This is a genomic window from Citrifermentans bremense R1, from assembly GCF_000426865.1.
Lineage (GTDB): Bacteria > Desulfobacterota > Desulfuromonadia > Geobacterales > Geobacteraceae > Geomonas > Geomonas bremensis.
The window spans coordinates 1-25,056 of record NZ_AUGE01000014.1; the positions used below are offsets into that span (position 1 = coordinate 1).

The 25,056-nt window shown below is 61.3% G+C and carries 19 protein-coding genes; 12 read left to right on the plus strand and 7 right to left on the minus strand.

The annotated features are described in order from the left end of the window. Positions 1–298 (plus strand): transposase (locus K419_RS0110120; RefSeq protein ID WP_026841313.1); only part of this gene is annotated, 298 nt, incomplete at its 5' end. A gap of 71 nt (positions 299–369) precedes the next feature. On the opposite strand, the gene asd is transcribed toward K419_RS0110120, so the two are convergent. Next, a complete protein-coding gene (gene asd / locus K419_RS0110125) occupies positions 370–1,467 on the minus strand; it encodes an aspartate-semialdehyde dehydrogenase (protein WP_026841483.1) in 1,098 nt (365 codons plus the stop codon). 128 nt (positions 1,468–1,595) lie between these two features. Continuing rightward, positions 1,596–2,684 carry a 3-isopropylmalate dehydrogenase gene (gene leuB, locus K419_RS0110130; protein ID WP_026841484.1) on the minus strand — a complete coding sequence of 363 codons (1,089 nt, stop codon included), beginning with the start codon at positions 2,682–2,684 and terminating at the stop codon, positions 1,596–1,598. A 564-nt stretch (positions 2,685–3,248) separates the two neighbouring features. Here leuB and K419_RS0110135 point away from each other — a divergent pair. Both K419_RS0110135 and glgC read left to right on the plus strand, forming a co-directional pair. Then, on the plus strand, positions 3,249–4,523 hold the full coding sequence (locus K419_RS0110135; protein WP_026841485.1) for a ChaN family lipoprotein: 1,275 nt from the start codon (positions 3,249–3,251) through the stop codon (positions 4,521–4,523). Positions 4,524–4,549: 26 nt separating this feature from the next. Continuing rightward, the gene (glgC, locus tag K419_RS0110140; protein WP_026841486.1) at positions 4,550–5,791 is read left to right on the plus strand and encodes a glucose-1-phosphate adenylyltransferase; all 1,242 of its coding nucleotides are present in this window, start codon (positions 4,550–4,552) and stop codon (positions 5,789–5,791) included. A 199-nt stretch (positions 5,792–5,990) separates the two neighbouring features. Here the strand turns inward: glgC and K419_RS0110145 are convergent, their stop codons facing one another. After that, a complete protein-coding gene (locus tag K419_RS0110145; RefSeq protein WP_026841487.1) occupies positions 5,991–7,778 on the minus strand; it encodes a GspE/PulE family protein in 1,788 nt (595 codons plus the stop codon). 155 nt (positions 7,779–7,933) lie between these two features. On the opposite strand from K419_RS0110145, the gene K419_RS0110150 reads away from it, so the two are divergent. The 6 genes from K419_RS0110150 (at position 7,934) to K419_RS0110175 (ending at position 17,287) form a co-directional block, all read left to right on the plus strand. Continuing rightward, complete coding sequence (locus K419_RS0110150) at positions 7,934–8,269, plus strand: phasin family protein (RefSeq protein WP_012529336.1); 336 nt, start codon at positions 7,934–7,936, stop codon at positions 8,267–8,269. Continuing rightward, positions 8,254–9,936, plus strand: a complete 1,683-nt coding sequence (locus tag K419_RS0110155; RefSeq protein ID WP_026841488.1) for an ABC1 kinase family protein — start codon at positions 8,254–8,256, stop codon at positions 9,934–9,936. Before K419_RS0110150 ends, K419_RS0110155 begins: the two co-directional genes overlap by 16 nt. A 193-nt stretch (positions 9,937–10,129) precedes the next feature. Then, a complete protein-coding gene (gene lpxC / locus K419_RS0110160; protein ID WP_026841489.1) occupies positions 10,130–11,047 on the plus strand; it encodes a UDP-3-O-acyl-N-acetylglucosamine deacetylase in 918 nt (305 codons plus the stop codon). A 149-nt stretch (positions 11,048–11,196) separates the two neighbouring features. Further along, positions 11,197–13,467 carry a sensor histidine kinase gene (locus tag K419_RS0110165; RefSeq protein ID WP_026841490.1) on the plus strand — a complete coding sequence of 757 codons (2,271 nt, stop codon included), beginning with the start codon at positions 11,197–11,199 and terminating at the stop codon, positions 13,465–13,467. Positions 13,468–13,580: 113 nt separating this feature from the next. Further along, positions 13,581–16,766 (plus strand): YhdP family protein, encoded by a 3,186-nt coding sequence (locus K419_RS0110170; RefSeq protein WP_026841491.1) that lies wholly within the window; start codon positions 13,581–13,583, stop codon positions 16,764–16,766. Positions 16,767–16,879: 113 nt separating this feature from the next. Continuing rightward, on the plus strand, positions 16,880–17,287 hold the full coding sequence (locus tag K419_RS0110175) for a hypothetical protein (RefSeq protein WP_012529331.1): 408 nt from the start codon (positions 16,880–16,882) through the stop codon (positions 17,285–17,287). 76 nt (positions 17,288–17,363) lie between these two features. Here K419_RS0110175 and K419_RS0110180 read toward each other — a convergent pair whose 3' ends face one another. The 3 genes from K419_RS0110180 to cdaA form a co-directional block, all read right to left on the minus strand. Next, positions 17,364–19,037 carry a B12-binding domain-containing radical SAM protein gene (locus tag K419_RS0110180; protein ID WP_026841492.1) on the minus strand — a complete coding sequence of 558 codons (1,674 nt, stop codon included), beginning with the start codon at positions 19,035–19,037 and terminating at the stop codon, positions 17,364–17,366. 65 nt (positions 19,038–19,102) lie between these two features. Then, the gene (locus K419_RS0110185) at positions 19,103–20,131 is read right to left on the minus strand and encodes a C40 family peptidase (protein ID WP_026841493.1); all 1,029 of its coding nucleotides are present in this window, start codon (positions 20,129–20,131) and stop codon (positions 19,103–19,105) included. Positions 20,132–20,258: 127 nt separating this feature from the next. Continuing rightward, positions 20,259–21,425: a diadenylate cyclase CdaA gene (cdaA, locus tag K419_RS0110190; protein ID WP_026841494.1), complete on the minus strand. Its 1,167-nt coding sequence runs from the start codon at positions 21,423–21,425 to the stop codon at positions 20,259–20,261. Between the two features lie 230 nt (positions 21,426–21,655). Here cdaA and ubiE point away from each other — a divergent pair, with 230 nt between their 5' ends. Beyond that, positions 21,656–22,363 carry a bifunctional demethylmenaquinone methyltransferase/2-methoxy-6-polyprenyl-1,4-benzoquinol methylase UbiE gene (gene ubiE / locus K419_RS0110195; RefSeq protein ID WP_026841495.1) on the plus strand — a complete coding sequence of 236 codons (708 nt, stop codon included), beginning with the start codon at positions 21,656–21,658 and terminating at the stop codon, positions 22,361–22,363. Positions 22,364–22,432: 69 nt separating this feature from the next. On the opposite strand, the gene K419_RS0110200 is transcribed toward ubiE, so the two are convergent. Next, positions 22,433–23,005, minus strand: a complete 573-nt coding sequence (locus K419_RS0110200) for a class I SAM-dependent methyltransferase (protein ID WP_026841496.1) — start codon at positions 23,003–23,005, stop codon at positions 22,433–22,435. Between the two features lie 173 nt (positions 23,006–23,178). Here K419_RS0110200 and K419_RS0110205 point away from each other — a divergent pair, with 173 nt between their 5' ends. Continuing rightward, complete coding sequence (locus tag K419_RS0110205) at positions 23,179–23,442, plus strand: hypothetical protein (RefSeq protein WP_012529325.1); 264 nt, start codon at positions 23,179–23,181, stop codon at positions 23,440–23,442. A gap of 247 nt (positions 23,443–23,689) precedes the next feature. After that, entirely contained in the window at positions 23,690–25,051 is a 1,362-nt protein-coding gene (locus K419_RS0110210; protein ID WP_026841497.1) for an OmpP1/FadL family transporter, read from the plus strand. Positions 25,052–25,056 lie beyond the last annotated feature (5 nt).

Sequence of the window (25,056 nt, forward strand, 5' to 3'; positions counted from 1 at the left end):
AACAGAAGCCGGTTGCACTCACGAGAAGCACATAATCAGAAAAGGCTCCACGAAGAGCCAGAAGATGGAATGTTTCACCTGGGTTAACACCATCCTCGGCAACCTCAAGAATGCCATCGTGGGGACCTACCATGCCTTCGACTTCTCGAAGTACCCACACAGGTATCTCGGCGAATATCAGTATCGTTTCAACCGGCGCTTTGATCTGGCTGCGATGTTGCCCCGTCTTGTAACAGCTGCTGCCCGTACCGGCAGGCGATCAGAGACATGGTTACGTCTAGCGGAAGATTGGCGCTAATCAGGAAAAGGTTTATCTGCCATTATCCGTTGTTTCCGTCAAATCCGCGTGCTACGCCTTTGCCTTTGCCTTTACCTCTCCTTCAGGATCTGCAGCATGCGGCGCAGCGGCTCGGCGGCGCCCCAAAGGAGCTGATCGCCGCAGGTGAAGGCGGAGAGGTACTGCGGCCCCATCTTCATCTTCCTCACGCGCCCCACCGGCACGGTGAGCGAACCGGAAACGGCTGCCGGGGTGCACTGGGCCAAAGTTTCCGCCTTGGTGTTGGGAACGAACTTGACCCACTGGTTGTCGTTCTTGATCATCTCCTCGATCTCGCCGATGGGGATGTCCTTGTTCAGCTTGATGGTCAGCGCCTGGCTGTGGCAGCGCATGGCGCCCACGCGGACGCAGATGCCGTCGACCGGGATCGGGTTCGCGGTGCCGAGGATCTTGTTGGTCTCGGCATACCCTTTCCATTCCTCGCGGCTCTGCCCGTCCTCGACCTCGCGGTCGATCCAGGGAAGGACGCTACCCGCGAGCGGAAAGCCGAACTCCTTGGTGGGGAGATCGCCCCCCCTCAGGGTCTGGGTCACCTTGCGGTCGATCTCCAGGATGGCGGAGCCCGGTGTGGCCAAGAGATCGGCTACCGAGCCCTGCAATACGCCCATCTGGGAGAGGAGTTCGCGCATGTTGGGAGCGCCCGCGCCGGAGGCTGCCTGGTAGGTCATGGAGGTGATCCACTCGACCGCGCCGGACTTGAAGAGCCCGCCCAGTCCCATGAGCATGAGGCTCACGGTGCAGTTGCCGCCGATGTAGTCCTTGACCCCTTTGGCAAGGGCAGCGTCGATGACGTTGCGGTTGATCGGGTCGAGGATGATGACGGCGTCCTTCTCCATGCGGAGCGTGCTGGCCGCGTCGATCCAGTACCCTTTCCATCCCGCCTTGTTCAGCTCGGGGCGCACCGCCTTGGTGTAGTCGCCACCCTGGCAGGTGATGATCACGTCCAGCTTCTTAAGCTCGTTGATGTCAGAGGCATCCTTGAGCGTCCCCGCGTTCATGGGGGCAGGCTGCCCCACCTGCGAGGTTGTAAAGAAAACCGGCTCTATTCCCTGGAAATCGTTTTCCTCCTGCATGCGCTGGAGAAGAACGGAGCCTACCATGCCACGCCAACCAACCAGTCCGACTTTCATAGGCGACCTTCCTTTTTTAGTCTGTATTTAATATACGCACCGGCGGGGAGGTTCCCGCCTCTACCGTGTTGCGCGTCTAGGGGACTGGCTCCGCTAGGTGCCTGTCCCCCTGAATCTGTCCCCTTGAATCAGAGGTTCGCGATGATGGCGTCGCCGATCTCCTTGGTGTTCACCAGCTTCTCGCCTGCCTTCTCCTGATAGATGTCCCTGGTGCGGTACCCGCCGTCCAGCACCTTGGCGACCGCCTTGTCGATGGCGTCGGCCGCCTCGATCATGCCGAAAGAGTAACGGAGCATCATCCCCGCGGAGAGGATCTGGGCGATGGGGTTGGCGATCCCCTGCCCTGCGATGTCCGGGGCGCTCCCGCCGGAAGGCTCGTACATGCCGAAGGTCCCTTCGGCCAGCGAGGCGGAGGGAAGCATCCCCAAAGAGCCGGTCAGCATGGCAGCTTCGTCGGAGAGGATGTCGCCGAACATGTTCTCGCAAAGGATCACGTCGAACTGCTTGGGCCACTTCACGAGCTGCATCGCGGCGTTATCCACGTACATGTGGGCGAGCTCGACGTCCGGGTATTCCTTGGCGATGTTGATCACGATCTCGCGCCAGAGGACCGAGCTGGAAAGGACGTTGGCCTTGTCGATGGAGCAGACCTTCTTGCCGCGCTTTCTCGCCGCCTGGAATGCCACGTGCGCGATGCGCTCGATCTCCGGGACGCTGTAGCGCATGGTGTCGACGCCGACGCGGTTACGCCCCTCGCCTTCGATCCCTTTGGGCTGGGAGAAGTAGATGCCGCCGGTCAGCTCGCGGATCACCAGGATGTCGAAGCCTCCTGCGATGACCTCTTCCTTCAGCGAGGAGGCGCTGGTGAGCGACGGGAAGATGATGGCCGGACGCAGGTTGGCGTAAAGGCCGAAGATCTTCCGAAGCGGCAGCAGGGCGCCGCGCTCGGGCTGCTCGTCCGGGGGAAGTGTTTCCCACTTGGGTCCGCCGACGGAGCCGAAAAGGATGGCGTCCGAAGCCTTGCATATGTTTACGGTGGTCTCGGGAAGCGCACGACCTTCCTGGTCGATTCCCGCCCCGCCTACGTTGGCGTGGGTCCGCTCGAAAGTGACATCGTAACGTTTCTCGACTGCATCGAGCACCCTCAGTGCTTCAGCCATAACCTCGGGACCTATGCCGTCTCCTGGCAATACCGCCACTTTAAAAAGCTTTCCCATCACATGACCTCCCAGATGTATTAAATTAGCGATTCTATTTGCGACCGGCCGCTATTGTCAACATAAAAAAGCCCGTCAAACATACGTTTAGCGACCCAAACCAAGAGAGGGGAACGGCTCAGTCATAGAGAGCGGATGCCAGATGATGCAAACAGTCACCACTGACTGCGTCGCTCAACCTCCTCGACAGAAGTAGGATATAGCTCAGTGCGGTGAAGTAATAGTCCTATATACCTTTTACCCGTTCCTGCGCTTATGCTTTTTAGTTCCTATTCATGAAAAGTTATGATATATCCTTCCAATCTTGATACAGTGACCTCAGCGCGGGCCTCCAAAGGTCGACCAGCTATGTCAGGACCCATTTTTCCCGGCGCGGGCAAAACGGTCTAGACAAGCTCATTAAAGAAGGTATGATACCCCTTTAACCCATAAGGGGCGACTAAGCCGCCGCCAGCCGTTGCCGGCAGGACGGCCGTTTCCGGACGACTCTCCGGCCCGCCGACAGGAGGTTTCCTTGCCCGACTATAAAAGGCCCGTTGGGCCGTCACGCTATCAGGAGGCACCATGCTTTCCCACTTCCGGCACCTCGCTGCCGCCCTCTCGCTCTTTGCCATGACCGGTTGCTGCACGACTTCAGGAAAACAGGTCATCGGCAACCCCGAGGTGCCCTATCCGCTTCCGTCTGCGCCCAAGGTGGGGGACATCGTCCACCTCCCCACCGGCACCTTGGTGACTCCGGAACAGATGAAGAGGATTGCCACCGACGCGCGGGTGGTCTACGTGGGGGAGACGCATGACAACCCCGCCTCGCACCGCCTGGAGCTGGACATGCTGAAGGCCCTGGAAGGGCGCTACCCGGGGAAGGTCGCCCTCGGAATGGAGATGTTCACCAAGTCCCAGCAGCCCGTCCTGGACCGCTGGAGCGCAGGCGAGCTGGACGAAAAAACCTTCGTCAAGGATTCACACTGGTTCGATACCTGGAAGATGGATTTCGACTACTACCGCGACCTGCTGCTCTACGCCAAGGAAAAGCGGATCCCCGTCATCGGGCTCAACGCGGAGAAAAGCCTGGTGCAGGCGGTGCAGAGCAAGCCCCTGGAGGACCTAAGCGCCGCGGAAAAGGCGCAGCTCCCCGAGCTCGACCTCTCCGACCCGTACCAGCGGGCGCAGACCGAGAGCATCTTCGCCGGGCACAGCCACGGCAAGATGGCGGCCGAGGGTTTTCTGCGCGCGCAGACGCTTTGGGACGACACCATGGCCGAGACGGCGGCACGTTTCCTGGAGAGTCCGCAGGGGCAGGACCGTCACCTCCTGGTGGTGGCCGGCGGCAACCACGTAAGCTACGGCTTCGGGATTCCCCGCCGCGTCTTTCGCCGCGTGCCGAGTTCCTATGTGACCATTGGAGGGCACGAGGTGGTCGTCACCAGGCAAGTGCAGCCTGAAACCATGGATGTTGAGCTCCCGGGGTTTCCCATGGCGGCCTTCGACTTCCTGGTCCATACCGCCTACGAGGAACTCCCGAAGAACGACGTGCTTTTGGGCGTAGCCTTCGATCCGGCCCCGGACAAGCGGGGGCTGCTGGTAAAGGAGGTGATACCCGAATCGAACGCCGCGCGGGCCGGAATAAAGGAGGCGGACCTGCTTCTCACCTTGGACGGCCAAGCGCTCGCGGAGGCCTTCGACCTGATCTACGCGGTAAAGCAGAAACACGTGGGCGACCGGGGCACGCTGAAGCTTGAGCGAAACGGGGAACAGATGACCGTCGAGGTCGAATTCAAGCAGAGCAAGCCTTACCAGCACAGCGAGCAGAAAAATGCGCCCCCCCAAAAGGCGCCATGACACCGAAATCCTTTGGAGGATAGGATATGTATGCCATGAGTAATGTCGGAAACACGATTGCAATGGTGCTGGCAGGCGGCAAAGGGGAAAGGCTCAGCCCGCTGACGACGCGCAGGGCCAAACCGAGCGTCATGTTCGGCGGCAAGTACAAGATCATTGACTTCGTGCTGAGCAACCTTTTCAACTCAGGGATCAAGAAGGTCTACATCCTGACCCAGTACCGCGCCTACTCGCTCACCAAGCACATCCGGGAGTCCTGGGGCAAGTGGACCGGGCTCGGGGAGTTCTTCGTCTCCATCTCACCCGAGACCAGCTCCGAGAGCGAGGAGTGGTTCAAGGGAACGGCCGACGCGATCCTGCAGTACCTGAGGTTCGTCGAATCCTCCGACGCGGACTACGTCGCCATCTTCGGCGGCGACCACATCTACAAGATGGATGTGAGCCAGATGATCGACTACCACCGCAGGAACCGGGCCGACCTTACCGTCGCCGCGCTGGAGGTCCCGGTCGAGGAAGCCAGCCGCTTCGGCGTCTTCTCGGTGGACGAGGATTACCACATCACCGCCTTCGCCGAGAAGCCGGCACATCCTGAGTGCATCCCGGGGCGGAGCACCTGCTTCGCCTCGATGGGGAACTACATCTTCTCCACCAAGAAGCTGATCGAGTTGCTGCAGGAGGGGAAGAAGCGTTACGAGGATCTGGATTTCGGCAAGCACGTCATCCCGATGATGCTGGCAAACCGGGACAAGGTGTTCGCCTACAACTTCAACGACAACATCATCCCCGGGATGAAGGCGGAGGAGAAAGGGTACTGGAAGGACGTAGGAACCCTCGACTCATACTACGAGGCCAACATGGACCTCATCAACGTCTCGCCGCAGCTGAACCTGTACAACTACAAGTGGCCCATCCTCACCAACCAGGGGAACCTCCCCCCCGCGAAGACCGTCTTCGACGAAGAGGGAAGGCGCGGCATGAACATAGACTCCTACGTCTGCGCCGGGTGCATAACCAGCGGGGCCACGGTGAGAAGGACCATTCTCGGCCCGCGCTGCAAGGTGAACAGCTTCAGCCTGGTGGAGGATTCCATCCTGTTCGAAAACGTGACCGTGGGGCGCAACGTCACCATCAAGAAGGCGATCATCGACAAGAACATAGTCATCCCCGACGGCACGGAAATCGGCCTCGACCATGACCAGGACCGGCTCAAAGGGTACCGGGTGACCGAATCGGGGATCGTCGTGGTGTCTAACCCGGAAGCGAGGTAACCCGGACCAAACGTGACGTTGCAATTCGCAGGCGACCGGAGCGCTGACGCGAAGCGAATCCAAAAAGAAAGGGACACGGTGGGTGAATCGGGAGCAGGCGCTGCAAAAAAGGGTAGCCGCGCCTGCCCGACCTGTCTGAGGGGACTGGCTCCGCAAGGTGCCTGTCCCCTCAGACTGTCCGACCGGTCCGGCCAGCGCCCTACCCGGTGACCGCGATAACCTCTTCGTAAGTGGAGATTCCCTCCAGCATCTTGCGGACGGCCTGCTCCCTGAGCGTGACCAGGCCATCGCGGCGGGCGACCGCCTGCAACTCGGCAAGGTCGAGCCGCTCCGAAATAACCCCCTTCACCGCTTCGTTCACATCCAGCACCTCGAAGATCCCGGTCCTCCCCTTGTAGCCGGTGCCGCGGCACTCTGCGCACCCCTCGCCCGACCAGACGGTTCCGGCGCGCTTGAGCCCCAGGTATTCGAGCTCGTCGGGGGCAAGCCGGCGCTCCTTCTTGCACGCCGGACAGATCTTGCGCAAAAGCCTTTGCGCGATGATCCCGACCACGGTGGAAGAGATGAGAAAGGGGGGAACACCCAGGTCGATGAGCCTCGTCACCGAAGAGGGAGCGTCGTTCGTGTGCAGGGTGGATAGCACCAGATGCCCGGTGAGCGCCGCCTGCACCGCGTTCTCGGCCGTCTCCTTGTCACGGATCTCCCCGATCATGATGATGTCCGGGTCCTGCCTCAGCACGTTTCTCAACACCTTGTCGAAGGTCACCCCGATCCCGGACTGGACCCCCACCTGGTTGAACTCCTCCATCACCATCTCGATGGGGTCTTCCACGGTGACGATGTTGACCTCGGGCGAGGAGAGGGTGCGCAGGGACGAGTAGAGCGTCGTGGTCTTGCCGCTGCCGGTAGGGCCGGTGACCAGGATGATGCCGTTGGGCCTGCGCAAAAACGAGCTGTAGAGCTGGTACTCGCGGGGGTAGAACCCTATCTGGTCGAGCTCCTGCATCAGCACGTCGGGGTCGAAGATCCTGATTACCACCTTCTCGCCGAAGGCGACAGGGAGCGTGGAGACGCGCAGCTCGACCTCTTTTTCCTGGTGGTTGGTCTTGATCCGGCCGTCCTGGGGGCGCCTCTTTTCGGCGAGGTCCATGCGGGAGAGCATCTTGATGCGGGAGACGATGGGGGGGTGCAGCTGCTTGGGAACCACGTGGACGTTGTGCAACACCCCGTCCACCCTGAGCCGCACCAGGGATTTCTCCCTTTTGGGCTCGATGTGGATGTCGCTGGCGCGCTGGTCGAAGGCGTACTGCAAGAGGAAATCCACGGCGGAGATGATGTTGCGGTCCGTCCCCTCGATCTCGTGCCCGGTCTTCATGCGCACGAACTGCTCGAGGTTGCCGAGGTCCACCCCCGCCGTGACCTCGCTCTCGGCGGCCTGCACCGAGGCGCGGAAGCCGAAGAACTCCCTGAGTATCTTGAGGATGTCGTTTCTGGAGGCCAAGACCCGGCGAAACTCCATCCGCTTGATGGATCTGAGCTCCTCGACGACCTCCTCGTTGAAGGGGTCGGCTACCGCCAGCACCACCACCCCTTCCTCGTATCCCACCGGGACGATCAGGTGCTTCAAGGCGAAGGGGCGGGAGATGTGCGCCGTGACCAGATCGAGATTGAGCTTCATCGGGTTGATCTTGAGATAAGGAAGCCCGACAGCCTGCGCCAGCACCTCCGTGATGGCGTCCTCGGTCAGAAGCTTCCCCCCCGCCCCGGGAATCTCCAGGTTCAAGGAGGCGATCACCTCGGCAGGAGAGGCCTTTTCCGGCGCATGCAGCACCCGGCGGGAATAGCCGGCCTGCTGCGCGCCGGCCAGCCGCAGGGCCTGCGCCTCCCCTTGGGCGAGCAGCACCTGGAACTGCTCCTCGCTGATCATCTGGCGCTGCAGGAGTATCTGTCCCACATTCTTAATGGTGAACATCTTCTTCCTGTGCATGCGTGCGGTTCCTCTCTCATTATTTTAAAGCAGCGAGTATCAGCGAGAACCTGAGTAATGTCAAGGGTGTCCAAGTTTGACAATGGACGGCCGACCGATATCATTAGATTGTGCCTAATAACCGGCGCGAATTCAGATGCCCAAGGAGGGGTACCATGTTTGAACTTTTCGAGAAGGTAATGCTCACGGCGCTCGGCGCGGCGGCGATCACCCAGAAAAAAGGGGAGGAGCTGGTCCAGGAGATGAAGTCCCGCTACAAGATCAGCGAGGAGGAAGGAAGGGCGTTCCTGGACCGGATCCAGGAGATGGTCAAGACGGGGCAGCAGCGCTCCGCGGAGATGGCGGAGACCGAGGTGAAGAAAGCCCTCGACCGGATGGGAATGGTGTCCCGCGAAGAGTACGACCGCCTGGAGCGGCGCGTGCGGGCGCTTGAGGCGCTCCAGGTGCAAAACCTGAGCGTCGAGGCGGAGGAAGAGTGTATAGAATCCTGAACATCAACCGCAACGTCCGGAGCATCCGGCGTTACCGGCAGATCATCACCGTAATGGGCGGGTATGGCCTCGGTCAGTTGCTGGAGTACCTGAACCTGGGGCACGTCGTGGCCCTGTCGCGCCGCATGCTGCGCCGCCCCAACAAGGCGGCTCACCTCTCGGCGCCCGAGCGCCTGCGCCTGGCCCTGGAAGAACTGGGGCCGACCTTCATCAAGCTGGGGCAGCTCCTCTCCACCCGCGCCGACATCATCCCCCCCGCGTTCGTGCAGGAACTGACGCGCCTGCAGGACGAGATCCCCTGCATCGACTTCGAGGAGATAAAGGTACATATCGAGCACGAACTGGGGGTCCCGCTGGAAAGCCGGTTTCTCCACGTGGAGCCGGTGGCGATCGCCGGGGCGTCGATTGCGCAGGTGCACCGGGCCACGCTCATCACCGGCGAGGACGTGGTGGTGAAGGTGCGCCGCCCGGGCGTGACGGAGGCGGTCGAGACCGACATCGACATCCTGATGGGAGTGGCGCTGCTTTTGGAGCGCCACATGGCCAGAAGCGACATCTACGACCCGGTTGGGGTGGTGCGGGAATTCTCCTACACCATACGGCGCGAGATGGACCTCTCCCGCGAGGGGCACGCCATCGAGCGCATCCGCGACAACTTCAAGGGGGGCCCCGACCTTCATTTCCCGCAGGTCTACTGGGAGGCGACCGCCAAGGGTGTGCTCACCACCGAGTACGTGGACGGCATCAAGGTGAGCGACATCTGCGCCATCGAGAAGGCGGGGCTGGATCGGCGCGAGATCGCGCGGCGCGGCGCGACGGCGTTTCTGAAGATGGTGCTGGAGCACGGTTTCTTCCACGGCGACCCACACCCGGGCAACGTGTTGATCCTCCCCAACAACGTGATCTGCCTGCTCGACTACGGCATGGTGGGAAGGCTCGACCCCGCGGTGAAGCGCTACCTGACCGACGTCCTCGGCGCGGTCATAGACCGGGACGTCGAAGGGCTCGCCTACATCGTGGCGGAGGCCGGCGACGCGGGTGAGAACGTCAACATGCACGCGCTGAAAAAGGGGCTCGCCGAGTTCATCGACAGCTACTTCGAGATCCCGCTCAAGGAGATCGTGGTGGGGCGCATGCTCCTTGAGTTCATCGACCTGGTCTCCACGCATCGCATCAAAGTGCACCCGGACCTCACCATGCTGGTCAAGGTGCTGGTGGTGGTGGAGGGGATGGGGAGAAAGCTCGATCCCGATTTCGACATGGTCGGGCACCTGCGGCCGTTCCTGGAGAAGGAGTACAGGCAGCAGCACTCGCCGGGACGCCTTTTGCACGAGATAGAGCAGGGGCTGGAGGGATACCTCACCCTGGCCCGCAACCTGCCGCGGGAGCTGAAGGAGATCCTGAACAAGATCAACCGGAACAAGTTCCGCATCGACCTGGAACACCGGGGGCTGGACCGCTTCAGCCGTGAGCTCGACCGCTCCGCGAACCGGGTCTGCCTGAGCCTCATCATAGCGGCGCTCCTGATCGGCTCCTCCATCGCCATGCAGACCAACCGCGGCCCGATGCTCTGGGGGCTCCCTGTATTCGCCTTTTTCGGCTACAGCTGCGCCGGAGTAGTCGGCATCTGGTGGATGATCGCCATTCTCCGCTCCGGCAGACTGTAGCAAAAAAGCCACACCTGCCGTTGCTTTTCCACCACACGGGCATTTTTCGCCACAGTTCCCGCGAGTCACCCGTCCCTGCCCTGCCCCTCTATGCCTCCGGAATGCCTACGGTTTTGATTCTCATGAACAAGACCCGCACTTTGGCGCGCTCCTTGCTTGATAGTCCGCATACTGATTATCAGGGAGCAAGCAGATGATATTCCAGCAGACCTTGAGAAACAAAGCAACGTTCAGCGGCATCGGACTGCACACGGGTAAGACTATTACCCTGACGCTGCGCCCGGCCGAGGCCGGGACCGGCATCGTCTTCCACAGGATTGACCTCGCCCCCGCCGTCTCGATCGAGGCCCACGCCTCCAACGTCGTCAACACCAGGCTCTCCACCACCATCGGCCGCGGCGACGCGAGCGTTTCGACTATAGAACACCTGATGGCAGCCCTCTACGGCTGCGGCATCGACAACGCCCACGTCGACATCGACGGCCCGGAAGTCCCGATCATGGACGGCTCCGCCGCCCCCTTTGTGGCCGCGATCGCCAAGGCCGGGGTGAAGGTTTCCGGCAAGGCGCGCAAGTACCTCGTGGTTAAAAAGCCGGTGACCGTCGTGGAAGGGGACAAAAAAGCGACCATCATCCCCTCGCGTCACTACAAGATCTCCTTCGACATGCAGTTCGCCCACCCGGCGGTAAAAAGCCAGTTCCGCTCCCTGGAATTCAGCCAGGAAAGCTTCATCGGCGACTTCGCCGCGGCAAGGACCTTCGGCTTTCTGGCCGAGGTGGAGATGATGAAGTCCCACGGGCTGGCGCTGGGGGGTTCCTTGGAGAACGCCGTGGTAATCGGCGACAACGGCGTCATCAACCCCGAAGGGCTCAGGTTCCAGGACGAGTTCGTGCGCCACAAGATCCTCGACTCGGTAGGGGACCTCTCCCTCGCCGGCCACCGCCTCATCGGCCACGTGAAGGCGACCAAGTCGGGACACGACCTAAACCACAAGCTGGTCACCGAGCTTTTGAAGCGCCCGGATTGCTACACACTGATCGAGTTCACCCCCCAGGCCTTCAACGCTCCGTTCAACATCGGCATACCGGAGCTCTCCTGGCTGGAGGCTTAAAGGCAGATTAAGGTATAGATTAAGATTGAGTTTGAGACTAAGACAAAGATTAAGCGAATCGGAGCAGCCACCAGACGGGGCTGCTCTTTTCGTTTACAGCTCCTTTTGCACTACTTGAAATCCCGCAACCTTTCGTATAGAGTGCCCGAATGCCGATTTCAGCCGAAAAAGGGGGAACGCCCCCGCAATACCAGGGGCCGGAACTTTCCGCCGGTGAAGTGAGGAAAAGAAAGCGCGAGGCCATAATCGTCTGTATCTCGCTTTTAACCATCTGCCTCCTCACCTACCTGGAGATCCACCTCTCCCGCTTGAGCGAGCAGGTGCCGATGGGAAGCAACATCGCCATCTTCGGCATGGTCAACCTGATCATCCTCCTCATCATCCTGCTGGTCTACCTGGTCTTCAGAAACATAGCCAAGCTGGTTCTGGAGCGGCGCAAGAATACGCCGGGGGCGAAGCTGCGCACCAAGCTGGTGCTTGCCTTCGTCACCCTCTCGCTGGTCCCGACCATGCTGCTGTTCTTCGTCTCCGCCGGCTTCATCAAGAACAGCATCTCGAACTGGTTCAACAAGCAGGTCGAGACCTCGCTCAACGAGTCGATGGAGGTGGCCCAGGTCTATTACAAGACCTCCGCGGCCAACGCCCTCTACTACGGCGAGCAGATCAGTACCGCCATCAAGGAACGCAAGCTTCTGAACGAGGAGAACCTCCCCGAGCTTAAGGCCCTGGTGCGCCAGAAACAGACCGAGTACAACCTGGGGGTGGTCGAGGTCTTCTCGGCACAGCGCGAGGAGCTGTTCCGGGCCGGCAACGCCAAGCTGCCGCTGGGTGAATTCACCAACCCCTCGTCCGAGGATATCCAACGCGTCCTCTCCGGGGCCAGGCTTACCCGCGTCAACGCCATCGGCAAGGCCGACCTCATCCGCGGCATAGTCCCCATCCACAGCAACTTCAACGAGAACGACGTGGTCGGGGTGGTGGTGGTCAACTATTACGTCCCCTACTCGCTGGTGTCCAAGATGCGGGAGATCTCCTCCTCCTACCAGGAGTTCCGCCAGCTGAAGATCCTGAAAAACCCGATCAGGACCGGATACATACTCACCCTGTTCCTGATCACCATGGTGATCCTATTCCTGGCCGTGTGGTTCGGGATGTACCTCGCCCGAAGCCTCACCATTCCGATTCAGGAACTGGCGGAGGCGACCCGGCAGGTGGCCGAGGGGAACCTGGACGTACACCTGGGCCAAAGTGGGGGGGACGAGATAGGGATGCTGATCTCCTCCTTCAACCGGATGACCGAGGACCTCCGGGCGAACCAGCTCGCGCTGCAGCACACCAACGAGGAACTGCAAAAGAGCAACCTCGAGCTGGAGCAGCGCCGCCGCTACATGGAGGCGGTGCTCGCCAACGTCACGGCTGGCATCATCTCGGTGGACAAGAACGGCCTGCTCACCACGGTGAACAAATCGGCGGAAAAGCTGCTCTTTATCAACACGGACCAGGTCACCGGGCAGAACTTCCGCGAGGTGCTGCGCCCGGAGCACCTGGACATCGTCAAGGGGCTCCTGCGGGACATGGTGCTTGCCAAGCACGACTCCATCGTACGGCAGGTGGTAATCCCGATGCGCGACGCGGAGCTCACCCTGCTCACCAACCTCACCGTCCTTAAGGACGAAAATGACGCCTTCATGGGGATGGTGGTGGTGCTGGACGACATGACCTCGCTGATCAAGGCGCAGCGCATGGCCGCCTGGCGCGAGGTGGCCAGAAGGATCGCCCACGAGATCAAGAACCCGCTCACCCCGATCCAGCTCTCCGCCCAGCGGCTGAGGAAGCGCTACCTCACCCGGTTCGAGGGGGAGGAGGAGGTGTTCGACCAGTGCACCGCCATGATCATCAAGTCCGTGGACGAGCTGAAGGGGCTGGTGAACGAGTTCTCCAATTTCGCCCGGATGCCGGCCGCGGTGCTGAAGCCAAACGACCTGAACGGGATACTCAAGGAGGCGCTCACCCTCTACGACGAGGCGCACCGGCACATACGCTTCGTGCTGAACGCCGACGAGGCAATCCCCCCGATCCTTTTGGACCGCGACCAGATCAAGCGGGTAGTGATCAACCTCTTGGACAACGCCGTCGCCGCCATAGAGGGGGACGGCGAGGGAGTGGTCGAACTCAGCACCAGCTACGACAGCCAGTTGAAGATGGTCACGTTCACCGTTTCCGACACCGGCCACGGCATATCCGCCGAGGACCGTCCGCGGCTCTTCGAGCCGTACTTCTCCCGCAAGAAGAGCGGCACGGGGCTCGGGCTTGCCATCGTCAACACCATCATCACCGACCACCACGGCTTCATCAGGGCCAAGGAAAACTACCCCAAGGGGAGCAGGTTCGTCATCGAGCTCCCCGCTGACACGGCGTAGGAGAAGCAGACTGAGAAGCAGATTGAGATTAAGATTGAGGAAAACCCTGGGATTCCTTAATCTTAATCTCAATCTTAATCTTAATCTGCCTCTCAGCCGTTCCCGGGACACCCATGTTGCTGAAAAAAATACGAAGCTGGCTCTTGCCCGCTCTGGCCACCATACTCACCGTGACAGTTCTCGCCGCAGCGCTCCTGCCCAGGCTCCTGGACCTCGATACCTATAAGCAGGAGATCCTGGCGCAGGTGAAGAGCGCCCTGAAACGGGACCTGCAGTACCAGACGGGTGAATTCTCCCTCCGCCTCACCCCCGCCTTCACCTTCACCGGCGTCACCGTGAAGGAAAAGGACGGATCCAGCGACTTCATCACCGCGGACCGGCTCACGGTGCGCATCGCGATCCTCCCGCTTTTGCGCAAGGAGCTCGTTGTGTCGCGCCTCCAACTGGAGCGCCCGGTGCTGAAAATCGTGCGCGACCGCCAGGGGGCGTTCAACATCGCCGACCTCCTCACCCCCTCTGCCGGCGGGGAAGCGCCCGGGATCAGGGGGCTGGAGCTGAAGAAGGGGCAGATCCGCTTCACCGATTTCGCCTTCTCCGACAAGCCCGTAGTCACCGAACTCTCCGATGCCGACCTCTTCCTCAGCCGCCTGGTGCGCGGGAAGAGCTGCGATTTCAAGCTGGCCGCAGCGCTTGGCTTGCCCAAGGGGCCGGTCCCGGTCTCCGTCTCCGGTTCCGCGAAGATCCCCGAGGCGGGGACGCCCTTCTCCGACATGGAGGTGAACGGCAAGGTCGCTACCGGCCCGCTGGACGCCGGGCACTTCTGGCCTTACTACAGCAAATGGGTCCCCTTCAAAAGCCTCGCCGGCGAACTGGCGCTCGACGCCTCCTTCAAGGGACGGCTGAACGCCTTCAAGAGCAAGGCGGAGTTCCGGATCACCCGGCTCAACCTCGACTACCCGCAGGTGTTCCACGCAAGGCTTACCCCGAGGCTTTTGAAGGGCTCCTGCGCGCTCACCCTGACCGCCAACCAGCTCGACATCGAACACGTAAAGGTCGACCTGGACGGGTTCAAGGTAAACGGCGGGGTGCGCCTTTCCGACATCCACTCGGGGGACCTGCGCATCACCGCCAACGCGTCCAGCAACAGCTTCAACCTGCGCGACTTCCGCCAGTACATCCCCTACGGCATCATCGTCGACGACACCTCGCTCTTCATCGAGCAGAAGATCAAGGGGGGGGTATACCGGCTGGAGCAGGGGCACCTGGACGGCCGGGTGAGCCAGATCCTGCACATGGAGCGGGGACAGAACTACAACGTGCTCGCGATAAAGGCTCATGTGCAGGAAGGGGTGGTGGATTACGGCTCCGGCATCCCCGTATTCAGCGGGATCCGCGGCGAGTTGCAGCTGGCCGGCAAGGACTTCCATCTGAAGGGGATGAGCGGTAATTTCGGGAGCTCGCCGCTTCTCCTGGAAGGGCGCATCACCGACTACCCCCTGACGGTCCCCTGCCAGTACCTCTTCAACGCCAAGGTCCAGCCCAAAAAGGCCGAGGCCGTATGGCTTTTGGGAAAAGGGCTCACCTCCTTCTCCGACGGTTCCACCTTGAGTCTCAAGGGAGAAGGAACCACCGCCCTCTATAAGCTCTCCGGAGACGCGAACCTAACCGCTGCCACCTACGCCTTCCACGACATAGTGGCCAAGCCCGTGTCGCGCCCGAACGCCCTCTCTTTCGCCATGAACTTCGACAAGGAGCAGTTCCGGATCACCGCGCTCAACTACCAGCTCGCCCCGGCAGCCCTCTCGGCGACCGCCGTCAGCCGCTACGACGGCCCGGTCAGCTTCGACATCAGGAGCAACCAGTTCCAGTCCGGGGAGGTCGGCTACATGGTGCCGATGGTGCGCGACTACCGCCCGGCGGGCCTGGTGCAGCTGCAGTTGCACGCGGCCGGCCCGGACATGGAGCGGCTTTTCTGGAGCGGCAACGCGGCGCTTGCCAACGTCTCGGTGAAGGCAGGCGACAAGGTGCGGCCAGTCTCCGGGGTTAACGGGAACGTCCGGATCAACGGCGAGAGTTTCGAGAGTGCGCAACTCTCGCTCAGGGTCGGCGGGTCGAGCATCAGCGGCAAAGGGACCGTGACGGGGCTGGACCATCCGAGCTTCCTCATCTCCTTCAGCTCCTCCTCTCTGGATCTGTCCGACCTGGGGCTGGTCCCCGCAAAGAACCCGGTGCGGGTGGAGCGCGTGCAGGGGACCCTCGCCTACCAAAACGACAACCTCCAGATCGCCGCCCTATCCGGGACCCTCGGCAAGAGCCCTATTTCGCTGAAAGGAAGCGTGAAGGAACTCAAGAACCCGGTAGCGGACCTGTCGGTTAGCTCGCAGCACCTCGAGGTCGAGGACCTGTTCCCGCTCTTTGGCGGCTCGGGCGAAGGCGAGAGCCGAGTCACGCTCAAGGCGCACGTAACCGCGAGCGAAGGGAAATTCAGCGACCTCCCCTTCCAGCACCTGCGCTGCAGCGTGCTGCTGGAAAATAAGGTGCTGCACCTGCAGCCCTTCGACTTCGCCGCTTTCGAGGGGGAGGTGTCCGGGAGGCTCAAGAGCGACTTCAACCAGCTGCCGGTGCGCCACACGCTTAGCTACAACGTGCAGAAGGTCTCCGCGGACCGGCTGATGCGGAGCATGGGGGTGAAAAAACAGGAGATTACCGGGGCGATGACGCTCTCGGGTGAGCTCGCCGGGAGGGGCGACACCTCCGCCGAATGGAAGAGGAGCGCGCAGGGGAACCTGAAGCTCAAGGTGGAGCGCGGCAGCATCAGGAAGTTTTCGACCCTCTCCAAGGTCTTCTCCATCCTGAACGTCTCGCAGCTCTTCAAGTTCCATTTGCCCGACATGGTGTCGGGCGGAATGCCCTTTAACAAGATAACCGGCGACTTCACCTTTAAGGATGGCATCGCCTCTACGGAAAACCTCTTCCTGGACAGCAACGCCATGAACATCTCGGCGGTGGGAAGGCTGAACCTGGTCAAAAACGAGCTGGATCTGAACATCGGGGTGCAGCCGCTGCAGACTGTGGACAAGGTAGTGAGCAAGATACCGATCGTGGGGTGGGTGCTGACCGGCAAGGACAAGTCGCTGATCACCACCTACTTCGAGGCCAAAGGGCGCATCGACGACCCCCAGGTTACCGCGGTTCCGGTAAAGTCGCTGGCCAAGGGGGTATTCAACATCTTCAAGAGGGTTTTCGAACTCCCGGCCCGGCTCATCACGGACACCGGAGAGGTGGTGATAGGAAGATAGCCTGCTCAAGCCCCTCGACCGTCTACACCTTTTTTAGTTGTAATATCGGCTAAGGTTGTGCTATTTTGCCTCGTCGTTCGGAAGCTTAATATAATCCAACACGGAGGAAGACTGTGAAGAAGACTTTGGTACTGTTGGCAATCGTTGCTGTGGCAGCAGTCGGCTGCAAGAAGAAAGAAGAAGCACCCCAGACCACCGCTCCCGCGGCAGCACCCGCAGGCCAGATGCCCGCAGCAGCACCTGGCGGCGATCCCCACGCAGGCCTTAAGCCCCAGGAAATAAAGCCGGGCGCAGGGCACAAAGGGAAGGTCCTCGAGACCATGGACTCCGGCGGGTACACCTACGTGCAGATCGAAGAAAACGGCCAGAAACTGTGGGTTGCCGCAATGCAGACCCCGGTGAAAGTCGGCGACACCGTTGAGTTCCCGGACTCCCCGCCGATGATCAACTTCCAGAGCAAGACTCTGAAGCGCACCTTCGACAAAATCATCTTCGCGCCGGGCCTCGCCGTCAACAAGTAGGCTTCCCAGCAGCAGTGATAAAAAAAGGCGCCCTCCTAAGAGGAAGGCGCCTTTTTTATTTCCCGCGCTTGCCCTTTTACTCCCTGCCTGCGCCGGCTGCGGCCGCGCCTTCCAGCGCGGCGGGGTCGGCGGGGTCGAGCTTGAGCGCTTCGGCGAAGTGACGGGCAGCCCCGGGGCGATCCCCCTGCGCCAGGGCCAGTTCTCCCAACGCCTGCAACGCTGGGAGGTGCCGCGGCACCAGTTGCAAGGCCTTTTGGTAGGAGCGGGACGCCCCCTTCAGATCCCCCATCCGCGCCTGCAACTCCCCGAGGTGGAGCAACCCCCAGGGGTTGTCGGGCTCGGCCTTCACCATGCCGCGGTATAACCTGAGCGCCCCGTCCCAGTCCCCCTGCTGCTCCAGGGATTCGGCACAAAGCATCTCGGTCACGAAGCAGTACCCCAAAAGGGCTCGCTGCGCCGCATACGAAGCCTGTGTGAACACGGCTTTGCGTCCCGCCTTCTCCAGCGCCTTCAGCATCGCCTGGCGCGACCGCTCCACGAACGGGTCCCGGCGCACCAGGAACCCCTCGCCACGCTCCTCCTCGAAGAGGTCGGACGGCACCCCCTCTTCCCGCACCGCGCGGGCCAAAAGCTCGGTACCCGGGTAGTACACCAGCGGCGAGACCTGCCCGTCGTGCGGGCGGATGCTCTCGATAAGCCGCACGGTCTGCCGCAGGTCCTCCTCCCCTTCCCCAGGAATCCCCGTGATCAGGTAGACCGACAGGTTGATGCCCGCGCGCCGCACCGCCGCCGCTGCACGCTCCACTTCAGGGGGAAGGATCCTCTTGCCGAGTGCCTTCAGCATCTGCGGCGATCCCGACTCCACGCCGAACTGGATGCACTCGCAGCCCGCTTGCTTCATGGCGATGAGCATCTCCTCGTCCACCGCGTTCACCCGGGACTGGCAGTTCCACATGACGTGGAGCCGCTCCTGCCGGAGCAGGCGGCAGATCTCCAGCACCCGCCCCCGGTTGGCCGTGAAGGTATCGTCGCGGAAGGAGAAGTAGATCAGCCCGTAGCGCTCCTTGAGGGAGCGGATCTCACGCACCACCGACTCGGGAGAGCGGAAGCGGACGCCGCGCCCCCAAAAGAGCGGCGAGGAGCAGAAGAGGCAACTGGCGGGGCAGCCGCGGGAGGTGATGACGAACTCCAGCTGGCGCCGGAAATCGACCCCTATGCTTTCCCCTTCGGCTTCTCCAGGCAGAGGAAGAAGGTCCAGGTCGGCAATGGGCGCCCGCGGCGCGCTGAGGCTTGCTTTTCCTGCGGCGCGAAAAGCGAGCCCGGCGACCTTATCCCAGGGGGTGCCGAGGGCCTTCGCCTCAACCAGTTCGCAAACAGTCGCCTCCCCCTCGCCGAGAACCACCAGGTCGACCTCGGGGTGCCCCTCCAGGAGCTCGCGCCAGCAATGGGTCGCGTGCGGTCCCCCGAGCGCCACCAGGCAGCGCGGGTCGAGCTCCTTGGCAAGTGAGGCCAGGCGCAGCGACTCCACCCGGTTGTGGGTGAACTGCGACACCCCCAGGACCTCGGGGCGCAGCCGCTTGAAAAGCGCCCGGACCTCGCGCCAGCTGAAGCCGGAGAGGTTGGCCAGGGTGACCTGGTGCCCAGCCCGAAGCAGCACGGCATGCAGGGAGAGAAGCCCTGCCGGCAACAGAGAGGTGAAAGGATCTTCAGCGCCTTCGGGATGGCATTTGTACGCAAGGAGGATCTTCAAGCTGCACCCATAAAAAAATCCGGCCCTAAGGGCCGGATTCGGAAGTTCTGTGGTTTCTGTTTAGCCTAGTTGCTGCTCGTCAACCCGAGCGAGTCGTTTTCCAGCATCTCCTCCGGGCTCTCCTCCTCGACCCCCAGGATCAGGTCGTCCAGTTGGAATACTTCCGGATTCACCTTGGCGATCCTTTTGGCACCCAGAAAGCGGGAACGGTAGTAGGAGGTATTGAGCGAGGAAATGACCACCCTGCGGTCGCGCGAGGAGGCATGGATCATCTTGTTGTTGCCCAGGTAGATCCCTACGTGGGACGGGTAGGAGGCGTAGGTGGCGAAGAAGATCAGGTCCCCCTTCTGCAGGTCGCCCGGCGCCACTGCATTCCCCACCTCGAACTGCTCGCGAGCGGTGCGCGGCAGGGAGACCTCGAGGTCGCGGAACACGTGCTGCACGAAACTGGAACAGTCGATGCCGGAGCGGGAACTCCCGCCGAAGCGGTAGCGGGTCCCCAGGAAGCCGTAGGCGGATTTCTTCAGTTCCTTGAGGTTGTCCACCTTGAGTTCGGCATTCTTGGCAAGATCCACCTGCTGCTCAGGTTCGAGAGCGGTCAATTCCTGAAGGCTCTGCTCGTAATCTTTCTCGTTGAAAAGGTCGCCATGGCGCAGTTGCAGCTTTTTGACCACCTTGACCTTCGGCTCGTCGGCAGGAGCTCTCTCCTTGAGAACCAGCACCTTCCCGGCCTTGACCCGGCTGCTGCTGAGTCCGTTCAGGCGCTTCAGCTCCGCCACGGAAATGCCGGTCTTCTTCGAGATACGGGAGAGGCTTTCGCTTTTCTTCACCTTGTACGTCGCATCGCTCGACGCCGCCTCGTTTCTTCCCTCGGAAACGGAGCGGGCGGGGATAACCAGGACTACGCGCGGCTTCACGCTGTTGCCGACCAGGTTGTTCGCAGCCTTCAGTTCTTCAACGGTGACATGATACTTTTTTGCGAGGGAATATAGGGTTTCGTGCTTTTTAACGCGATGGGTCTTGGCAGCGAAGGCGAGCGAAGGGACGGAGAGCATGAGAAGGCATAAGGCTATTAGCTTGACGCATTTTATCATGAATCCTCCTTCATCGTTTTAGAAAATACCGCAAGGCCTCAAATTTATATAACAAATGTTGCGTCCTGTCAACCTAATGATCGTATTGCTAGGAAATATTTTTCAAAGCGTCAGTGAATACGGCTATTTAACGACGGCGCTTTTCCTCCCTCAAGGGCTTGCGCTCGGCCGTAACGCGGATCAGGGAGCGGTCCATGTTGACCACCACGACCCCCGGCGGAAGCTTGATCAGCTCCTTGCTGATCTGGATGTTGTTGTTCCCTTCCTTGACCTTGGAAAGGTCGAGATCCACCACGATGTCGAGCTGTTTCGGGGAGACGAGGTTCGAAAACGACTTGAGCTGCAGATCGACCTGGTCCGGATAGCTGCGAGTCAAAGTGAGCGCATCGGGGAGGTTGTGGAAGGTGACCGGCGCCGTTATGGTCAGGATCTCCCCCTGTCGGAAGGTGATCAGCAGCCAGCAGACAACCACCATGCAGAGGATGGCCACCTTGGGCCAGAGGTTGGCGAAGAGCCGGGACTTGAGTCCCACCCTCTGTTCCTCAGGGGAGAGGGGCTGCAGCAGCGAGGTCAGTTTTTCGTGGAGCTGCGCGGCGGAGGCCATCGGCTGCAGTTCGCCCGCAAGGGAAAGGGAGACCTCCCCCCGCTCCTCGGAAACCACGACGATCGCGGCGTCGGAGCGTTCCGACAGCCCGAGTGCGGCCCGATGCCTGGTTCCCAGGTGCTGCGGCACGTCCGCGCTCACCGACAGCGGCAGGTGGCAGGAGGCGAGCGAGACCCTGCCGTCCTTGATCAGCACTGCGCCGTCATGCAGCGGCGAGGAGGGTATGAAGATGCTGGTCATCAGCGAACCGCTCACCAGGGAGTCCAAGGGGACACCGTGCAGGATATGGTCGTCCAGCAGTTCCTCGCGCTGGAAAACGATCAGCGCTCCGATGCGCTGCGAGGCCAGGGAGAAGACGGTGGCCGAGAACTCCAGGAGGTCGATGCGCAAGGCGCTCTCCTCGCGGTCGAAGAAGTTGCGCAACAGGCTCAGCCGGTAAAGGGCCTGACGGATCTCCGCCTGGAACACCACGATCAAGAGTACCAGCAGCACGGTTCCCAGTTCCTGCAGGATCCAGCTAGTCATGAAGAGCCCGAGGTTCTTGGTGATGAAGTAGATCACCCCTAAAAACAGCAGCCCCAATACGACCTGGAGCGCCTTCGAGTTCTTGAACCAGCTGTAAAGCTGGTAGACCAGGAAGGTCATGATGAGGATGTCTGCGATGTCCTGGGGCCGAAAATGCGGGAGCAACAGTTTCCTCCTTGAGGAGATGACGCCGGGGAGTGAGCTGCCCTGCTGGGGCAGGCGGCGTGCCGGCTCTGTCCGGAAACCGCATTTGCAGAGAATCCGTGGAAGAGGGAGGCCGCTTTTTACTGGCAAGAGGGGGCGCTTTATGTTAAAAATCAAAGCTCGCTAACCCTGTCCGCTAGGGGAAGGGGCTAAAATTTATAGCATTTCACGCGCTAAAAAGGTAGGAAAATATGTACGCATTGTCGGAAAAGGGTGAACGTATACGCGCCATGTTCGGGAGCATCGCCCCGCGCTACGATCTTTTGAACAGGCTTCTTTCCCTGGGTATCGACCGCCGCTGGCGCCGCTTCGCCGTGAAGAAGATCGGGCTTAACGGGTCCGGGCGCGTGCTCGACGTCGCCACCGGCACCGGGGACGTGGCGCTGGAGATCGCTTCGCAGACCCCCGCCTCGGTCAGCATCGTCGGCATCGACTTCACCCCCGAGATGATCGAACTGGGAAGCGTGAAGGTAAAGGATTCGCGCCATTCCGACCGCATTACGCTGCAGGTGGCACCCTGCGAAGAGATCCCCTTCGACGACGGGAGCTTCGACGCAGCCACCATATCCTTCGGGATCAGAAACGTGGTGGACCGGATCAAGGGACTCGCCGAGATGCACCGGGTGCTGAAAAACGACGGCAAGATCGTCATCCTGGAGTTCTCCACCCCCACCCTCCCCGTGTTCAAGGATCTTTACCACTTCTACTTCCTGAAGGTGCTTCCGAAGATCGGCGGCGCCTTCTCCAGGTTCAGCGCCTACCAATACCTGCCTGATTCCGTCCTGGAGTTCCCCTCCAGGGAGGTGTTCAAAGGGATGATGACTCAGGTGGGGTTCAAGGACGTGCGGCACTTCGACCTGACCGGCGGCATCGCCACCGTCTACGTCGGCACGAAGTAGATAATAGTTAACTAGATAATCGTTCCATGGGTTGAGATCGGGAGCAGCATGCTCCCCCTCAACCCTTTTTTACAGCCGTTTTTGAAACAGCACCCGCGCCACGGGGGTCTCCTCAGCGCCGTCCTCTTCCAGAAGCAGCACCTTCCCGTCGAATGCCTCGAAGATGTTCCCCAACTCCCCCGGTTGCAGCAGGTAATCCCTCCGGTGCTCCCCTTGCAGGCCCGGCGCGTCCAGGATGGTCTCCATCAGCACTACCCCGCCCGGCGAGAGCGCCTCGATCAAAGCCGGGATCAGGTCGCGCATCAGGAAGTTGAAGTTGAGGATCAGGTCGTAGCTTTCCTGCGGGCGCCATTGATCCAGGTCGGCCTCGATGAACTCCACCGGGACGCCCAGTTCCGCCGCCCTCCTCTTCCCCCGTTCAAGCCCCACCGGCGAAATGTCCACGCCGCTCACCTCGAAGCCTTGCTGCGCCAGATAGATGCTGTTGCGCCCTTCGCCGCAGGCAAGGTCCAGCGCCCTCCTCCCCCGGACCAGGGAAAATACCCGCGCCAGTGAATCGGCGAGAAACCTCGACGGACCGAGGGAAAAGAAGCGCTCGACGTCGCGGTAACGCTGGTCCCATTTAATGCGATCTCCGTCCATACCCCACCCCCTCCGCGTTGTTCAAGGACATAGGCGTACAATCCGGGCGCGCAATTGTCAAGATTTTCTCCTCCCCCAGCGGGGGTCAGGGAATAGGGGTAGCCTCTTCCAAGACGTGCGACGTTATCTGTCACCACCTCATGGTTTGATATAGAAAAACGAGGAGGTGCACCATGATCTACCTTACCAATGACGCGCTGGACCAGGCTGTGTATTTCGAGATGAGAGGGAAAGAGGCATTCCGGAGCCGCAACGGACTGGACCAGGTCTACTACGGGCTCCTCGGCAACGGTGTCCACGAGGTGGACGTCACCCTGAAAAAAAGACGCGGGTGCGTCGAGGTCGCCTTCGGCAGGAGCGACCTGTTCAGCTTCGTCGAGGAAGACGAACTGCGCCAGATGCTCGGCCGCATGGTCCGGGAGAAGACGGTGCACTGATCTACAACTTACCATGAGCCGAGTCAGGCGGTGGCTTTAGGCACTCCGCGGGCACCGGCGTCTCTCTTGACTTCACCACAGGCGGCTGTAGCATTGGCAAATGCTAATTATTATCGACAGCCGGTGCTTCACATGTAATTCCCCCTGCTGAGAACTGCACCATGCCTCATGTGCAACTGGGCTTTATTGTTCCACTTTCCCGAAGCAGCGATGTGGGCTCCGTCATGTGGTCGTCAAGGAGAATCTAATGATAAGATCTGTGTGCTATGCGGGCGCGGCCTGCGCCTTATTGGGGGCGGCCGGCATCTGCCATGCGGCAGGGTTCAAGGTGAGCGAGCAGGGGGCCAAGGCGATGGCGATGGGAAACGCCTTCGCGGCGCAGGCGGACGACCCGAGCGCGCTGTACTTCAACCCGGCAGGGATCTCGTTTCAGCGCGGCGCGCAGGCGAACTTGGGCTCGCTGGTGATACTGGTGCCCCAGACCGAGTTTCACGGCACCACGCCACTAAGCGGCACACCTCCACTGGACACAGGGACTACCCACGTGACGGAGAAGTCCAGAAGGGATATCGTCGTGGCGCCGACCCTCTACGCCACCTACAGCATGGATCGCTTGCCGCTTTCTTTCGGCCTGGGCATCAACGCCATGTACCCCCTAGCGAAGAGCTGGGACGACTCCAGCGTCTTCAGGAATCAGGTGCAGACTGCCTCAATCAAACCGATCAACTTTCAGCCAACGGTTGCGTACCGCTTCGACGACCTGAAGCTGGCCGTCGCCGGTGCTCTCGACGTCACCTACGCTGTAGTGTCGCTGCAGAAGATGACCTATGCCCCGGCGATTGATCCGACCGCGCCGGCTCCTCCCTTTGGCGCCTACGAGCTCGGCTCGCTGGGGCTCGACGGGACAGCGACCGGCGTCGGGTACAACCTCGGGATCCTCTGGAAACCGCGGCCGCAGTACAGCTTCGGCGTCGCCTACCGGAGCCGGATCACCCTCGACGTAAACGGCGACGCCAACTTCCTCGCCACCACCCCTACGGGGCTTGGTGCCATAGGCTTAACGGCGGCCGCCCCCTTCCCCTACACCAGGGCCCGCGCCATCAGCGCCGCCTCGACGCGGATCGTCCTCCCCGACACCCTGGACCTCGGCATCGCTTGGCGCCCCACGGAAAAACTCACCCTCGAGTTCGACGCCACCCGGACCGGCTGGAGCAGCTTCGACCAATTGCTGATCGAATTCGACTCGCCCGAATTTGCCGCCTTCAACAACCGCCCGGACCCGAGAGACTGGCGCGACGTCTGGGCCTACAAGTTCGGCGGGCAATACTCCTTGAACAACGTCCTCGACCTGCGCGCCGGCTACTCCTTCGACAACACCCCCGTTCCCAACGCCACCCTCGACCCGCTGCTCCCCGACGCCGACCGCCACAGCTTCGCCGTCGGTGCCGGCATTCATCACAGCATGGGCACCCTCGACCTGGCTTACATGTGGGTGCACTTCGTGGACCGCACGGTCAACAACCAGGACATGGCGGCACTGCGCGGGTCCAACGGCACCTTCAAAAGCGACGCCTACCTGCTGGCGGCAAACCTTAACTTCAAGTTCTGACGCCA

What these genes read in the sequence shown, in the direction of transcription:
- K419_RS0110200 (WP_026841496.1), bottom strand. Translation starts at nt 23,005, where the DNA reads ATGGACGGAGATCGCATTAAATGGGACCAGCGTTACCGCGACGTCGAG.
- K419_RS0110210 (WP_026841497.1), top strand. Translation starts at nt 23,690, where the DNA reads ATGATAAGATCTGTGTGCTATGCGGGCGCGGCCTGCGCCTTATTGGGG.
- leuB (WP_026841484.1), bottom strand. Translation starts at nt 2,684, where the DNA reads ATGGGAAAGCTTTTTAAAGTGGCGGTATTGCCAGGAGACGGCATAGGT.
- asd (WP_026841483.1), bottom strand. Translation starts at nt 1,467, where the DNA reads ATGAAAGTCGGACTGGTTGGTTGGCGTGGCATGGTAGGCTCCGTTCTT.
- lpxC (WP_026841489.1), top strand. Translation starts at nt 10,130, where the DNA reads ATGATATTCCAGCAGACCTTGAGAAACAAAGCAACGTTCAGCGGCATC.
- K419_RS0110135 (WP_026841485.1), top strand. Translation starts at nt 3,249, where the DNA reads ATGCTTTCCCACTTCCGGCACCTCGCTGCCGCCCTCTCGCTCTTTGCC.
- K419_RS0110185 (WP_026841493.1), bottom strand. Translation starts at nt 20,131, where the DNA reads ATGATAAAATGCGTCAAGCTAATAGCCTTATGCCTTCTCATGCTCTCC.
- glgC (WP_026841486.1), top strand. Translation starts at nt 4,550, where the DNA reads ATGTATGCCATGAGTAATGTCGGAAACACGATTGCAATGGTGCTGGCA.
- K419_RS0110165 (WP_026841490.1), top strand. Translation starts at nt 11,197, where the DNA reads ATGCCGATTTCAGCCGAAAAAGGGGGAACGCCCCCGCAATACCAGGGG.
- K419_RS0110150 (WP_012529336.1), top strand. Translation starts at nt 7,934, where the DNA reads ATGTTTGAACTTTTCGAGAAGGTAATGCTCACGGCGCTCGGCGCGGCG.
- K419_RS0110205 (WP_012529325.1), top strand. Translation starts at nt 23,179, where the DNA reads ATGATCTACCTTACCAATGACGCGCTGGACCAGGCTGTGTATTTCGAG.
- ubiE (WP_026841495.1), top strand. Translation starts at nt 21,656, where the DNA reads ATGTACGCATTGTCGGAAAAGGGTGAACGTATACGCGCCATGTTCGGG.
- K419_RS0110170 (WP_026841491.1), top strand. Translation starts at nt 13,581, where the DNA reads ATGTTGCTGAAAAAAATACGAAGCTGGCTCTTGCCCGCTCTGGCCACC.
- K419_RS0110145 (WP_026841487.1), bottom strand. Translation starts at nt 7,778, where the DNA reads ATGCACAGGAAGAAGATGTTCACCATTAAGAATGTGGGACAGATACTC.